Source organism: Streptomyces marinisediminis (genome assembly GCF_026262575.1).
Classification (GTDB): domain Bacteria; phylum Actinomycetota; class Actinomycetes; order Streptomycetales; family Streptomycetaceae; genus Streptomyces; species Streptomyces marinisediminis.
On record NZ_JAPKFL010000021.1, the window covers coordinates 81818 to 94398 of the forward strand.

General features: G+C 75.3%; 13 protein-coding genes. 6 read left to right on the top strand and 7 right to left on the bottom strand.

Translation table 11 applies throughout. The features are described from left to right. Positions 1-49 precede the first annotated feature (49 nt). The gene (locus tag OSB71_RS17790; protein WP_265949190.1) at positions 50-1036 is read right to left on the bottom strand and encodes a UDP-glucuronic acid decarboxylase family protein; all 987 of its coding nucleotides are present in this window, start codon (positions 1034-1036) and stop codon (positions 50-52) included. Positions 1037-1118: 82 nt separating this feature from the next. On the opposite strand from OSB71_RS17790, the gene OSB71_RS17795 reads away from it, so the two are divergent. Together OSB71_RS17795 and OSB71_RS17800 are read left to right on the top strand one after the other, a co-directional pair. Beyond that, entirely contained in the window at positions 1119-1376 is a 258-nt protein-coding gene (locus tag OSB71_RS17795) for a DUF6480 family protein (protein WP_265949192.1), read from the top strand. Between the two features lie 14 nt (positions 1377-1390). Next, the gene (locus tag OSB71_RS17800) at positions 1391-2314 is read left to right on the top strand and encodes a polysaccharide pyruvyl transferase family protein (RefSeq protein WP_265949193.1); all 924 of its coding nucleotides are present in this window, start codon (positions 1391-1393) and stop codon (positions 2312-2314) included. A 62-nt stretch (positions 2315-2376) separates the two neighbouring features. Here OSB71_RS17800 and OSB71_RS17805 read toward each other — a convergent pair whose 3' ends face one another. Further along, positions 2377-3471 carry an NAD-dependent epimerase/dehydratase family protein gene (locus tag OSB71_RS17805; protein ID WP_265949195.1) on the bottom strand — a complete coding sequence of 365 codons (1095 nt, stop codon included), beginning with the start codon at positions 3469-3471 and terminating at the stop codon, positions 2377-2379. A gap of 346 nt (positions 3472-3817) precedes the next feature. Here OSB71_RS17805 and OSB71_RS17810 point away from each other — a divergent pair, with 346 nt between their 5' ends. From OSB71_RS17810 to OSB71_RS17820, 3 genes are all read left to right on the top strand, one after another. Then, positions 3818-4159, top strand: a complete 342-nt coding sequence (locus tag OSB71_RS17810) for a hypothetical protein (RefSeq protein ID WP_265949197.1) — start codon at positions 3818-3820, stop codon at positions 4157-4159. A gap of 32 nt (positions 4160-4191) precedes the next feature. Next, positions 4192-5358 carry an anhydro-N-acetylmuramic acid kinase gene (locus OSB71_RS17815; protein WP_265949199.1) on the top strand — a complete coding sequence of 389 codons (1167 nt, stop codon included), beginning with the start codon at positions 4192-4194 and terminating at the stop codon, positions 5356-5358. A 68-nt stretch (positions 5359-5426) separates the two neighbouring features. After that, the gene (locus tag OSB71_RS17820; protein WP_265949200.1) at positions 5427-5873 is read left to right on the top strand and encodes an SRPBCC family protein; all 447 of its coding nucleotides are present in this window, start codon (positions 5427-5429) and stop codon (positions 5871-5873) included. Positions 5874-6048: 175 nt separating this feature from the next. Here the strand turns inward: OSB71_RS17820 and OSB71_RS17825 are convergent, their stop codons facing one another. Continuing rightward, positions 6049-7248, bottom strand: coding sequence for a zinc-dependent alcohol dehydrogenase (locus OSB71_RS17825; RefSeq protein ID WP_265949202.1), 1200 nt, complete (start codon positions 7246-7248; stop codon positions 6049-6051). A gap of 197 nt (positions 7249-7445) precedes the next feature. Between OSB71_RS17825 and OSB71_RS17830 the strand changes: the two genes are divergently transcribed. Beyond that, a complete protein-coding gene (locus OSB71_RS17830; protein WP_265949203.1) occupies positions 7446-7892 on the top strand; it encodes a hypothetical protein in 447 nt (148 codons plus the stop codon). A gap of 24 nt (positions 7893-7916) precedes the next feature. Here OSB71_RS17830 and OSB71_RS17835 read toward each other — a convergent pair whose 3' ends face one another. The 4 genes from OSB71_RS17835 to OSB71_RS17850 all read right to left on the bottom strand — a co-directional run bounded on the left by OSB71_RS17835 (position 7917) and on the right by OSB71_RS17850 (position 12534). Further along, positions 7917-9236 (bottom strand): transglycosylase family protein, encoded by a 1320-nt coding sequence (locus OSB71_RS17835; RefSeq protein ID WP_265949205.1) that lies wholly within the window; start codon positions 9234-9236, stop codon positions 7917-7919. A 117-nt stretch (positions 9237-9353) separates the two neighbouring features. Beyond that, a complete protein-coding gene (locus tag OSB71_RS17840) occupies positions 9354-10160 on the bottom strand; it encodes a DUF6227 family protein (RefSeq protein WP_265949206.1) in 807 nt (268 codons plus the stop codon). A 468-nt stretch (positions 10161-10628) separates the two neighbouring features. Beyond that, positions 10629-11480 carry a hypothetical protein gene (locus tag OSB71_RS17845; protein ID WP_265949208.1) on the bottom strand — a complete coding sequence of 284 codons (852 nt, stop codon included), beginning with the start codon at positions 11478-11480 and terminating at the stop codon, positions 10629-10631. Positions 11481-11589: 109 nt separating this feature from the next. Then, positions 11590-12534 carry a DUF8189 domain-containing protein gene (locus OSB71_RS17850; RefSeq protein WP_265949210.1) on the bottom strand — a complete coding sequence of 315 codons (945 nt, stop codon included), beginning with the start codon at positions 12532-12534 and terminating at the stop codon, positions 11590-11592. Between the last annotated feature and the right edge of the window lie 47 nt (positions 12535-12581).

Genomic DNA, 12581 nt, shown 5'->3' on the forward strand with positions numbered 1-12581 from the left:
GGTGTCAAACGCCCCGCAGCGACTCTCGCGTTTGCACCGGTCAACGCCGCTACGGACGTGGGGCCCGGACCGCCTCGGGCAGTTCGGCGAACCAGCTCACCGTGCGCTTCAGGCCCGTGGCCCAACCGGTGCGCGGGGCCCAGCCCAACTGCTCGCGGGCCCGGGTGATGTCGGGCTTGCGGCGCACCGGGTCGTCGCCCGGCAGCTCGATGTGCGCGATCTTCGAGCGCGACCCGGTGAGCGCGATGACGCGCTGCGCCAGCTCCAGGATCGTGATCTCCTCGTCGCCGCCCACGTTGACCGGGCCCGGCAGGCCGGAGGCGGCCAGCGCCAGCAGCCCTTCCACGGTGTCGTCGACGTAGCACAGCGACCGCGTCTGGCTGCCGTCCCCGGCCACCGTCAGCGGCTCGCCGGCCAGCGCCTGCCGCACGAACGTCGGCACCGCGCGCCCGTCCCCCGGCCGCATGCGCGGCCCGTAGGTGTTGAAGATGCGCACGATCGCGGCGTCGGTGCCGTGCGTCCCCCGGTGCGCGGTGACCAGGGCCTCGGCGAACCGCTTGGCCTCGTCGTAGACGCTGCGCGGCCCGACCGGGTTGACGTGACCCCAGTACGTCTCGCGCTGCGGGTGCTCCTGCGGGTCCCCGTACACCTCGGAGGTCGAGGCCAGCACCAGGCGGGCGCCGTGCCGGTGGGCCAGCTCCAGCGCGTTGCGGGTGCCGCTGCTGCCGGTCTCCAGCGTCTCCAGCGGCAGCCGCAGGTAGTCGGCGGGGGACGCCGGGCAGGCCAGGTGCATCACCAGGCCGAACGGGCCGCCGGGCAGCGCGTCGGCGAAGCCCTCGGCGCACACGTCGCGTTCCAGGAAGCGGAAGCCGGGGCGGCCCTCCAGTTCGGCCAGGTTGGCCCGGTCGCCGGAGACGAGGTTGTCCACGGCGAGCACCTCCAGGCCCTCGTCCAGCAGCCGCTCGCACAGGTGGGAGCCGATGAAGCCGGCACCGCCGGTCACCACGGCCCGTCGCAGCTCACGCACCGTCGCCATGTAGCTCTCCTTCTCGCTCACCCGGCCGCCGGGGCCGGGATGCCGATGTGTAGGTTCCGGTCGGTGGGATCACTCGTCGGACATGACTGACGAGAACGACAAGGGCGCCGCTCAGCCCCCGAACCGACCCGACCCCCAGCCGGAGCGCTCGACCGGCCTGGAACCGGGCGGGGGCGTACCGCCGGGGGAGACGCCGCCGGGCGAGAGCTCGCTCTCCGGTGCGGGGCCCGAGGAGACCTACAACCCGACCAAGGGGTGGGCCAGGGGCCCGCTGATCGTGGTCGCGCTCATCGTCCTCGTCTTCGTGGGCTACTTCGTCGCCCGCCTCTTCGTGACGTGAGGCGGAGTGCCCGGATGACTCTGCGGAAAACACTGCTCACGGGCTGGTTCAGTTTCCGTCACGGAGAGGTGACGGCCGGTGACGTGCTGGCGCTGCGCCGCGTCCAGCGTGTCCTGGACTGCTCCGGCACGCCGTACGACACGGTGTGGAGCCCCGGCTTCCGCACCGGCTCGCCCGGCTTCGACGGGCTCGACCCGGCGGAGTACGGGCGGCTGCTGTTCATCTGCGGGCCCCTGCACGGGCCGCAGGTCGCCGCGTTGCACGAGCGGTTCGCCCACTGCACCCGGATCGCCGTCGGGGTGTCGGTCATCGACCCCGGGGAGCCGGCCGTGCGCGGCTTCCACCGGGTGCTGGCCCGCGACGCCTCGGGCAGCCGCCCCCGCCTTGACCTGTCGGTCGCCGCCCCGCAGGCCGCGGCCACCCCCGTCGCCGGACTGGTGCTCACCCACGGCCAGGGCGAGTACGGACCCCGGCGCCGGCACGACGCCGTGGCCCGGACGCTCACGGCGTGGCTGGCCGAACAGGACTGCGGGCGCGTCCAACTCGACACCCGGCTGGCCACCGGGGACTGGCGGCTGTGCGCGACCTCCGAGCAGTTCGAGTCGGTGCTGCGCCGCCTGGACGTCGTCGTCACCGACCGCCTGCACGGGCTGGTGCTGGCGCTGCGGGCCGGTGTGCCCGCGCTCGCCGTCGACCCCGTGGCCGGGGGCGCCAAGGTCTCCGCCCAGGCCCGGGCCTGCGGGTGGCCCGCGGTGCTGGCGGCCGAGTCGCTGACCCCCGGCGAGCTGGACCGGTGGTGGCGCTGGTGCCTGACCGCCGGGCGCACCGCCGCGCGCTCCGCACAGCAGGCGTTCGCCGACACCGCCGCCGCCGAGGACACCGTCCTGGCCGACGCCCTCACCGCCACCCCGGCGGCCGTGCGGGCCACCGGAGGCTGAGCACCGGGGCGCCTGGGCCGGGGTCGGCAGCCCCGGCCCCGGCCGCTCCGGAGCCCGCGCCGTCAGTCGCGGCCCGCGAACGTGGTGGCGTACTCGCGGAGCCGGCCGCCGGGCAGGCGCGGACGCAGCGGCGGGGTGGCCATGCCGGAGCCCGTCCGCAGGGCGGACAGGAACTCGGCCAGCGTCTGCGGACCCGAGCGCCGCGGCGCCCACCCCAGCTCGCGGTGCGCGCGACCGGTGTCCATGAGCGGCAGGCGCACGAAGGCGTCGAAGAGGTGCGGCGACGCCGGCACCGCGCGCAGCCGCCAGGCCGCCGCGAGCGCACCACGCAGCGCGGCGCGGGGCATCCGCACGGTGCGGGCCCCCAGCAGCCCGCCCAGCACCCCGGCGTCGATGGGCGGTTCGGCGGCCAGGTTGAACGCGCCGGACACCGGGCGGACGACCGCACGGGCGAACGCGTCGGCCGCGTCGTCGGTGTGCAGCACCTGGAAGCGCAGGCCCGGCACGTCGGGCAGCACGGGCACCACCCCGGGGCGCACCAGGCGGTGCGGCAGGAACGGGCCCATGAACAGGCGCCGTTGCTCCATCGCCGAGGACTCCTTGAACATGAACGCGGGGCGCATGCGCGCCACGCGGATGCCGGGGTGCTCGCGCTCGAAGGAGTCGAGCATGCGCTCGACGTAGGCCTTCTCCCGGGTGTAGGACGCCTCCGGCCAGCCGTGCGTGGGCCAGGACTCGTCGGCCCGCGTGGACTTCGCGGGGTCCGGCCACGGCGAGTAGGCGCCCACCGAGGAGGCGTACACCAGCGCCGGCACCCCGGTCGCGGCCATCGCGCGCAGCACGCGGGCGGTGCCCAGGACGTTGGTGCGCCAGGTGATGCGGGGGGAGTGGGTGGGCTGGATGAGCCAGGCGAGGTGCACGACGACGTCGGCGCCCTGGAGCAGCCCGGTCAGCTCGGCCTCCGGGGCGGCGTCCGCGCCCGCGCCGAGGTCGACGCTCGCCCACTCGACCTTGCTCGGCGCCCACTCCGGCACGCGGCGCGCCAGCCCCAGCACCGAGGCCACGCCGGGCTCGGCGGCGAGCGCGGCCAGCACGCTGGTGCCCACGTTGCCGCTCGCGCCGGTCACCACGACCCGCAGTCCGTCCGTGTCCGTCACACCGGTCCCCTTCCGCCCCGTGCCCGCCGTGCCGCGGTGGTCACGGGGCGGTGTCCACCGCGCCGCGGGCACTGATGGTCCAGGCGGCGTGGGTACCCGGCGGCGCGGGCCGGAAACGGCGCGGGCCCCAGCGCGCCCGGTCCCGTCCGCGTCCCGTCCGCGTCCTGGACACGCCCCGTCCGCGTCCCGTCCACGCCCCGTCCGCGTCCTGTCCGCGCCCGCCGCCGTGCGCCCCGTCCGCCGTCCGCGCCCGTCGCCGCGACGGCCCCGCCGCGGCCGCCGTCCCCGCGTCCCGCCCCCGCGCTCCGGCGTTTCCGCCCGGGGGAGCGGGGGTACCCCGCCCGCCATGCAGGATCGTGAACCCGGACGTGACCCGGAAGCCGAGCGCGAGGGGCTGCTCGGCCGCGTCTCCCCGCGCACCGGGACGGAACCGGCACGCGCCCGCAGCGCGTTGCGGCTGCGCTGGCTCCTCGGCCTGCTGTTCACCCCGCTGTTCATCGCGGGGGCGGTGCTGTTCTGGGCCTGGTCCGCGGCCGCGGACCCCACCGACGTGCCGACCGACTCCTCGCTGCGCGTGCTCGCGCTGATCTCCACCTTCCTCGCGGTGTTCGCCCTCGCCGACCTGCTGATCGTCCAGCGCCGCCTGTACCGCGCGCGGCGACGCGCCCGGCGGCGCGCCGGTTCCTAAGCCCGGGCTCCGGCCCGCCGCACAATCGCCGCATGCGGGTCATCGGCATGCTCAGCGGCACCTCCTGCGACGCGGTCGACGCCGCGTTCGCCCGGATCACGCACCCGGCCGACGACGGGGTGCTCGAACTGCGCTGCGGCGGCCTGCTCAGCGTGGCGTTCCCCGCCGGACTCCGGGCCCTGCTGGCGGACTGCCTGCCCCCGGCCGACCCGACGTGGGCGCGGGTGTGCCGCCTGGACGCCGAACTCGGCCGGCACTTCGGCGCGGTCGCCGCCCGTGCGGTGGCCGAACTCGCGGACGGCGCCGCCGACCTCGTCGTCTCGCACGGGCAGACCTGCTACCACTGGACGGACGGCCCCCACGCCCTGGGCACGCTGCAACTGGGCGGCGCCGCCTGGATCGCGGAGGCCACCGGCCTGCCCGTGCTCTCCGACCTGCGCAGCCGGGACCTGGCCTGCGGCGGCCAGGGCGCCCCGCTCGCGGCGACGCTGGACGCCCTGCTGCTGCCCGGCCCGGGGCACGCCGCGCTCAACCTCGGCGGCATCGCCAACCTCACCGTCCGCACCCCGCACGGCGTCACCGCCTACGACCTCGGCCCCGCCTGCGCACTCATCGACGCCGCGGCCCACCGCGCCAGCGGCGGCACCGCCCGCATGGACACCGACGGCGCCCGGGCCGCGCGCGGACGCGTGCACCCCGGCCTGCTCGGCCGCCTGCTGGACGAACCCTACTACCGCCTGCCCCCGCCGAAGTCCACCGGCAAGGAGCGCTTCCACTCCGGCTACCTCGCCGAGCGCCTGCCCACGCCCGCCCCGGCTCCCGACGACGTGGTGGCCACGGTCACCGAACTGACCGCCCGCCTGGTCGCCGACGCCTGCCACGACCACCGGGTGACCCGGCTCGCCGTCTCCGGCGGCGGAGCGCGCAACCCGGTGCTCATGGGCCGCGTCCGCGCGCTGGCGGCGCCCGTCGCCGTCGCCGACAGCGCGGTGCTCGGGGTGCCGCCGCGGGCCAAGGAGGCGTACCTCTTCGCCCTGCTGGGGTTCCTGTCGGCGCACGGGCTGCCCGGCAACGTCCCGTCCGCGACCGGAGCGCGCCGCCCCGCCCTGCTCGGCTCCTTCACCCCGGGCGCCACCCCGCTGCGCCTGCCCCCGCCGCCGGCCGGCCCGCCGCGCCGGCTGCGGGTCGTGCCGGAGTGAGGCGTGAAGGCGGAGCGGCAGGGTACGCGGCAGGCCGTGCCACACAACACCAGCGACCAGGAGGTGCCATGTCGCACATCGAGGAATCCATCGAGGTCGACGTCCCCGTGTCCACGGCCTACAACCAGTGGACGCAGTTCGAGGACTTCCCGCACTTCATGGAAGGTGTCGAGCGGGTCGACCAGGTGACCGACACCTCCACCCACTGGGTGACGAAGATCGCCGGTACGGAGCGGGAGTTCGACGCGGACATCACCGAGCAGATCCCCGACGAGCGGATCGCCTGGACCAGCCGCAACGGGCCCAAGCAGGCCGGCGTGGTCACCTTCCACCACCTGGACGACGGCCGCTCGAAGGTGATGCTCCAGATGGAGTACGCCCCGGACTACTTCACCGAGGCGGTGGGGGACGCGCTCGGCTTCGTCAAGCGCAAGGCCAAGGGCGACCTGGAGCGGTTCCAGAAGTACATCGAGAGCCGCGGCGCGGAGACCGGCTCCTGGCGCGGCCAGGTCTGACCGGCGCCCCGCGCCCACCGGGCAGACCCGGTGGGCGCCCCCGCGCACGACGGTGGCCCGGGACGCGTACCCCACGCGTCCCGGGCCACCGTCGCGCGTGCTCCGGGGCGTCCTCGCGCGTGCGGGGGCCGCGCCGCGTGGCGCGTCCCCCCGCCGGGCCTGGCTACGGACCCGGCTACGGCTGGAAGACGACCTTCACCGCGCCGTCCCGCTTCTTCTGGAACATCTCGTACGCCTCCGCGCCCTGGTCCAGCGGGACGTGGTGGGTGGCGAAGTCGTCCACGCCCAGCGGATCGCCGTCCTGGAGCAGCGGCAGGACCTCCGGAATCCAGCGCTTGACGTTCGCCTGGCCCATGCGGAGCTGCACCTGCTTGTCGAACAGCTTCAGCATCGGCAGCGGGTCGCTCATGCCGCCGTAGACGCCGGAGAGCGAGATGGTGCCGCCGCGCCGGACGACGTCGGTGGCGAAGTAGAACGCCGCCAGCCGGTCCACGCCCGTCTTGCGCATCATCCGGCTCGCCCACTTCTGCGGCAGCAGGCCGGTCAGGTCCTGCAGCGACTTGGCGGCGGTGTTGCCCACACCGCCGTGCGCCTCCATGCCCACCGCGTCGACGACGGCGTCCGGGCCGCGTCCGCCGGTCATCTCGCGGATGGCGTCGGCCGCCTCGGCCGGACTGTCGTAGGCGTTGAGGTCCACGGTCTCCACGCCCCGGGCGCGGGCGCGCTCCAGCCGCTCGGGCACCCGGTCGACGCCGATCACCTTGCCCGCGCCCTGGTGGGCGGCGACGCGGCAGCTCATGTCGCCGATCGGGCCCAGTCCGAGGACGGCCAGGGTGCCCCCCTCGGGCACGTCCGCGTAGGCCACCGCCTGCCAGGCCGTGGGCAGCACGTCGGACAGGAACAGGTAGCGGTCGTCGGGCGGGCCCTCGGGCACCTTGACCGGGCCGTACTGGGCCTGCGGCACCCGCAGGTACTCCGCCTGCCCGCCGGGCACCGCCCCGTAGAGGTTGGTGTAGCCGAACAGGGCGGCGCCCATGTCCTGCTCCTTGACCTGCGTCGTCTCGCACTGGGTCTGCAACCCCTGGTCGCACATCCAGCAGTGCCCGCAGGAGATGTTGAACGGGATCACCACCCGGTCGCCGGGGGAGAGGTCGCCGACGTCGTTGCCGACCTCCTCGACGATCCCCATCGGCTCGTGGCCGAGGATGTCTCCCTCGTTCATCATCGGCCCCAGCACCTCGTACAAGTGCAGGTCGGAGCCGCACAGCCCGGTGGACGTGACGCGCACGATCGCGTCCGTCGGCTTCACGATCCGCGGGTCGGGCACCCGCTCCACCCGCACGTCGCGCTTGCCGTGCCACACGAGGGCCTTCATCCCTACCACCTCCGTCGTTACGTGAGCGCCCCGGGTACCCGGCTGCCGGACGGTCACGCGTGGCGCCCGGCGCCGGGGCCGGGGCCGGACGGGGCGCGGCGCACACGGCGCGCCCGGGTGGCGGTGGGGTTATCCGCTGCTGGTCAGGGGTACGCGAGCGGCGGCGTACCGTGATCGCGCACTGAGGGAGGCCGGTGATGACGGAACCGAACCCGGAGAGCAACGACCCCGGCAGGAACCCGGAGGACGAGGGCATCCCCGACCTGCAGGACGGGTCGCCGGAGTCGGAGCGGGCGGAGGACCCGCAGCGCATGCCGGTGCCCGGCGAGCGCCCGGTGGCCGCCGAGGACTTCGGCACCACGTTCAACGAACAGCGCGAGGGCGAGCCGCTGGACTACCGGCTCGCGCAGGAGGAGCCGGACGTGGGCGAGGCGGACGCCGCCGCCGGACCCGAGGACCCCGGGGCGGGGCAGATCAGCGACGAGCGGCTGCCCGGCACACCGGCCGGCGACCACATCGTCGGACAGGAGTCCCCGGCCCACGGGCTGCCCGCCGAGGAGCGCGCCCTGCACGTGGAGGACGTCGGCGAGGCCGACGCACCCCCGCCGGACCCGGAGGAGAACCCCGGCGGGCAGCAGCCCTAGCGGGCCGCCGCGCGGCCCGCGGGGTCACACGGTGACGCCGTGCTCCCGCAGGTAGGCCAGCGGGTTGATGTCGGTCCCGTACCCCGGGCCGGTGCGGACCTCGAAGTGCAGGTGCGGCCCGGAGGAGTTGCCGGTGTTCCCCGAGCGGCCGAGCGTCGTCCCCGCGCCCACCTGCTGGCCCGGCCGGACGGAGATCGCGGAGAGGTGGGCGTACTGGCTGTAGCGGCCGTCGTGGTGTTTGAGCACCACCTGGTACCCGTACGCGCCCGCCCAGCCCGCCGAGACCACGGTGGCGCGGGTGACCGCCTTGACCGAGGTGCCGGTGGCCAGCGGGAAGTCCACGCCGGTGTGGTAGCCGGAGGACCACGAGGCGCCGCTCGCCCGGTAGGCGGTACCCGGCGCGGCCCCCGGAACAGGGGAGGAGAAGGCCGGAGCGGCCGGACGCCGCTCGGCCCGGTCGGTGGTGGAGCGCTCCTCGCGCTGCCCGGCCCCGGCCGGCTTCTGCCGCTCCTGCTGCTCCGGCTCGGCCTGGGGCGGGGCGGCCTCGGCCTTGCGCGGTTCGGGGCGCGGCGGCTTGGGCGGGTCGTCCTCGGGCTGCTGCTCGGGCGGTGCGGGCTTCGCGGACGGGGGTGCCGACGGCTTGGGCGCCGACTGCTTCGGGGCGGGCCCCTTCGGCCCGGTGGCGGTCAGGTGCAGCCGCTGGCCGGGGAGGATCAGGTGGGGGTCGTCGCCGATGGTGGAGCGGTTGCGCTCGTACAGCGAGGGCCAGCCGCCGGGGACGCGGTGGCTGTCGGCGATCGCGGAGAGGCTGTCCCCCTGCTCGACCCGGTGCGTCCGGCTGCCGCGCTGGTGCTCCTGGCCGTCGGGCTCGCCCTCCGCGGCGGGCCGCTGGCGGGGGACGGCCGGCGCCGCGGGGGGTGCGGCGGCGGGCCGGGCCTGGGTGCGCGCCGCCCGCGGTGCGGCCGCGTCCCGTGCCAGCCCGGCGCCCGGCCCGCACTGGGGCCAGGCGCCCGGGCCCTGCCCGGCGAGCACCTTCTCGGCCACGGCTATCTGCTCCGCCCGCGACGCCTGGTCGGCCCGCACCGCGTAGGCCCGGCCGCCGTAGGCGTCCCACGTGGACTGCTTGAACTGCAGCCCCCCGAAGTACCCGTTGCCCGTGTTGACGTGCCAGCGGTTGCCGCTCTCGCAGGCGGCCACCTTCTCCCAGGTCTCCACCGGGGCCGCCTGGGCGTGGCTGACGCCGATCAGCGGCAGGGCGATCCCCGCGCCGGAGGCGGTGACCGTCAGCGAGGCGCGGGAGGCGCGGCTGGGCCGGTAACGGCGGTGACGTCCACGGGCGGCCATGGGTTCCTCCCCCACACCTGCGCGTCGCACGCGCACCAACAAGGTTCTTCACCTACGGAAGTTGACGAGCGCGTCAAACGTAGAGGGAGGTAGGTGGCCCCGGCAACCGGTTCCGGCTTATTCACCGGCCTTCGTACCGGCGCCGTGGGCCGTCACGTGCCGCTCCGCCGCCCGGGCCGCGCCGGCCGCGTCCGCGTAGACCTCGCAGACGAGGCGGCCGTCCTCGGTGAAGTCGTGCTCCAGCTCGAAGAGGCTGACCTCGCGGCCGTCGTCGAGGAGGAACGCGTGCTCGTACACCGAGCAGAAGGCGTTCGGACCGGCGGGGCCGAAGGGCTGCGCGACCCGGCTGATGTCGTGCCGCACCGCCGTGGACAGCAGCCGCAGGGCGTCGTCCCCGGGGTGGTCGGTGTTACCCGCGCGTCGCAGCAGCCGCCTGGCGTGGTCGGCCGAGTCCCGCTCGGGGAAGCCGTGGTGCCCCGACCCGGCCGCGGGGGCGCCCAGTTCGGCCAGCAGCGCGGGGGTGGGCTCCTGCGCGCCCTCGCCGGCCACCGCCTCCAGCACGTCCGGTATCCGGCCCGCCATGCGCTGGTGGACGCGGCTCTCCGCCTCCTGGAGCGCGGCGAAGTCCGGGTAGACCTCGAAGGTGACCTGGCTGTCCCCGTCGGTGTCGTGCCGTAGCTCCCACAGCACCAGGACGGTGTGGTCGGCGCAGGTGAACGTGTACTGGTAGGTCGAACAGCGCAGCGCCGGCAGGGGGTTGCGGTGCTGCCGCCAGGAGCGGAGCTGCACGTCGCAGCGCACGGCCCCGGCCAGCCGGGCCGCCAACGCGTCGCTGATGTCGAAGGAGTTGCGGGCACGGGCGAGGAGCTGCGCCAGGTGGTCTCCCGGCGTCGGCCCGCCCGCGCACCGCGCCAGCTCGTTCATGTGGGGCCTCCTGAGGGCGTTGGGGTGGAGAGAGCGTTCCCTCTCCAGTGAATACCCAAAGTAGCGGCGCCGTGTCACTCGGTGTGCAGATTGGCCGACTTGTGCGGTTCCCGTGGCTGATGTGAGCACAACACGTGTCGACGGCGCGCCGGTGAGCATGGGCGGTTACGTTCCGTATTCCCTTTTTCCCTCCGGCGGACACCGGACCGCGCTCCAGATCCGGCCTCGGTCCGCCGGTCTCCGCCGCCCCTCCTCGCCCCTCTGCCCCTTCCACCCCCTCCACCCCTCCCGACGCCGCGCCGTCGCCCGCCCGTTCACCGGGGGCGGAGCGCCGCGCGGCGGGAGCGGCCCGCGGCCGCCGCGCGGGCCGCCCGGCGCCGGCGCACCGGCCGGGCGGCGCACCGCGCGGCGGCCGTCCCCTCCCATGCCTCCGTCGGCCGCCGCACGGTGTCGGCGGCCGACGGGGATTCACGGCGTCGGCGTGGGTGAGGGCCCGTTCGAACCGGCGCGGACCGAGACGCCGGTGATGTTGGCGCCGGTCGTGCCGACGTGCCCGGTCGGCTTGCTCTGTACCGGGCCGGTCTGGTCCTGGATGCGGATGGTGGTCGTCCCGGAGTCGGCCGTGAAGGTGAGCGACGCCTGCTTCCACCCTGGGTTGTTGTTCTGCCCGTTGCCCAGCTTGCCGCTGTTGTAGATCTTCGTGGTCTTGGCGTGGAGGGTGTCACCGCTCCCGCGGTCGATCGCGCTGGCCTGCGCGGCCATGGTCGCCACCCCCGTGCCGCTGTAGACGTCGTAGCCGAGCCAGTAGGTGAGGGTGTAGCGCTGCCCCTTCTGCGTGGGCACGTCCTGTTCCACGTAGCCCTGCGCGCCGAACCCGTTGAGATCAACGATCTTGGCGCTGTAGGGGGCGCCCTGCGGCATCGGGATGTCTCCGTAGCGCGGGTCCCTGGCCTGCCGGTACAGAGTCACCGGGTGGGCCGGGGCGCCCTCCTTCACACCCGTCCGCCAGGAGGTGAGGCTCGTCCTGCGGTCGGGGTGGAAGTCGACGAGGTAGATGCTGAAGTTCTTGCTCCACTCGGTGGTGGTGTGCCGCTCGAACCAGCGGTTGCGCACCAGCTCCCGGGCGTCCTCCTGGGCGGCCCCCGGCTCGGCGGCGGGGTCGGCGGCGGCGCGGTGGTCGGCGGCCACCGCCGGGAGCATCGTGGCCAGGGCGGCCGCCGAGACGGCCAGCGCGGCCGCAGCGGCGGCGCCTCGCCGGGCGCGACGGGTGCGGGGCGTCCGGGGCTGCTGCTCCGGGGCGGGGGCGGTCGGGTCGTTCACGTGTGGCTCCTTCTGCCGGTGCTTCTCGGTGTGCCGGTGCGTCTGGTGCGGGAGGGGCGGGACCGGGCGTGCGCCGGTCCGGTGGCCCCGGACGGCGGGCGTCGCGTCGTCAGCCCGGGGTGCCGGAGTCGGTGACATCGGCGGCTTCGCCCCCGCCTCCACCGATCTCGTCGGAGTCGGCGGTGTAGGTGCGCCACCACAGCCGGTTGTCGCGCCCCCGCATCACCAGTTCGAGGTTGCCCGGGGCGCGGGAGGTCACGGCGACGTTGTCCGCGGTGCCCTCGTCGGCCCCGCCGAGGTCGCCCCAGTCCGACCACGCGGCGCCGTCGAAGTACCGGTGGATGACCTGGTACTCGCCGCCCCTGGCGAAGACGTCGAGGCGGCCCTGGCCCCAGGCGGCGGCGGCCGGACCGGCGGTCAGGCTCTCGCCGGCGGTGAGGTCCCGCCCAGTGCGCTCCCAGCTTCCGTTGAGGTGGCTCAGGTGCAGCAGCCCGTTCTCGCGGGCGGTCCGGGCGAAGAGGTCGAGCCGCCCGCTTCCCCACGAGGCCAGGGCCGGCTGGCCGGCGACCGTCGGCGGAAGGTAGCGCACGTCGCCCCACTGCGAGCCGTCCCAGTGCAGGTGCCCGAGCCTGTTGGCGGAGTTGCGCACCACCACGTCGACGGGCTGCGGGACGGCGCTGCCCCTGCCGCCTCGGGAGGCGACGGCGGGTGCGCCCCACGCCAGGTCCGTCCGCAGGGCGCGCCAGGACCTCTCCCAGCCGGCGGACGCGTCCCAGGCGCGGCGGTAGAGGGTCTGCCTGCTGCCGGTGTGGAAGGCCAGGTAGCGGTCCGCGCCGTACGCGGTGATCGCTGGGGCGAACTGCAAGGTGCCCCCGAGGGAGCGGGTCCAGCGCACGTCCCAGCCGCCGCGGGACGTCCAGGCGCACCAGAACGGTGTGTTGTCGCTGCTGCGCACCATGCACAGCATGTGGTTCCTGTTGGCCGCGGCGAGTGCCGGTGCGGACTGCACCTCCGGCACTCCGTCCAGCCTCTGCCAGTCGGTCCACTGCCCCATGCGTCGCTTCCTTGTCTTCCGTTCCTCCGTCGAGCTCCGGTACGGCC

What these genes read in the sequence shown, in the direction of transcription:
- OSB71_RS17820 (WP_265949200.1), top strand. Translation starts at nt 5,427, where the DNA reads ATGTCGCACATCGAGGAATCCATCGAGGTCGACGTCCCCGTGTCCACG.
- OSB71_RS17840 (WP_265949206.1), bottom strand. Translation starts at nt 10,160, where the DNA reads ATGAACGAGCTGGCGCGGTGCGCGGGCGGGCCGACGCCGGGAGACCAC.
- OSB71_RS17790 (WP_265949190.1), bottom strand. Translation starts at nt 1,036, where the DNA reads ATGGCGACGGTGCGTGAGCTGCGACGGGCCGTGGTGACCGGCGGTGCC.
- OSB71_RS17835 (WP_265949205.1), bottom strand. Translation starts at nt 9,236, where the DNA reads ATGGCCGCCCGTGGACGTCACCGCCGTTACCGGCCCAGCCGCGCCTCC.
- OSB71_RS17810 (WP_265949197.1), top strand. Translation starts at nt 3,818, where the DNA reads ATGCAGGATCGTGAACCCGGACGTGACCCGGAAGCCGAGCGCGAGGGG.
- OSB71_RS17850 (WP_265949210.1), bottom strand. Translation starts at nt 12,534, where the DNA reads ATGGGGCAGTGGACCGACTGGCAGAGGCTGGACGGAGTGCCGGAGGTG.
- OSB71_RS17800 (WP_265949193.1), top strand. Translation starts at nt 1,391, where the DNA reads ATGACTCTGCGGAAAACACTGCTCACGGGCTGGTTCAGTTTCCGTCAC.
- OSB71_RS17825 (WP_265949202.1), bottom strand. Translation starts at nt 7,248, where the DNA reads ATGAAGGCCCTCGTGTGGCACGGCAAGCGCGACGTGCGGGTGGAGCGG.
- OSB71_RS17795 (WP_265949192.1), top strand. Translation starts at nt 1,119, where the DNA reads ATGACTGACGAGAACGACAAGGGCGCCGCTCAGCCCCCGAACCGACCC.
- OSB71_RS17830 (WP_265949203.1), top strand. Translation starts at nt 7,446, where the DNA reads ATGACGGAACCGAACCCGGAGAGCAACGACCCCGGCAGGAACCCGGAG.
- OSB71_RS17815 (WP_265949199.1), top strand. Translation starts at nt 4,192, where the DNA reads ATGCGGGTCATCGGCATGCTCAGCGGCACCTCCTGCGACGCGGTCGAC.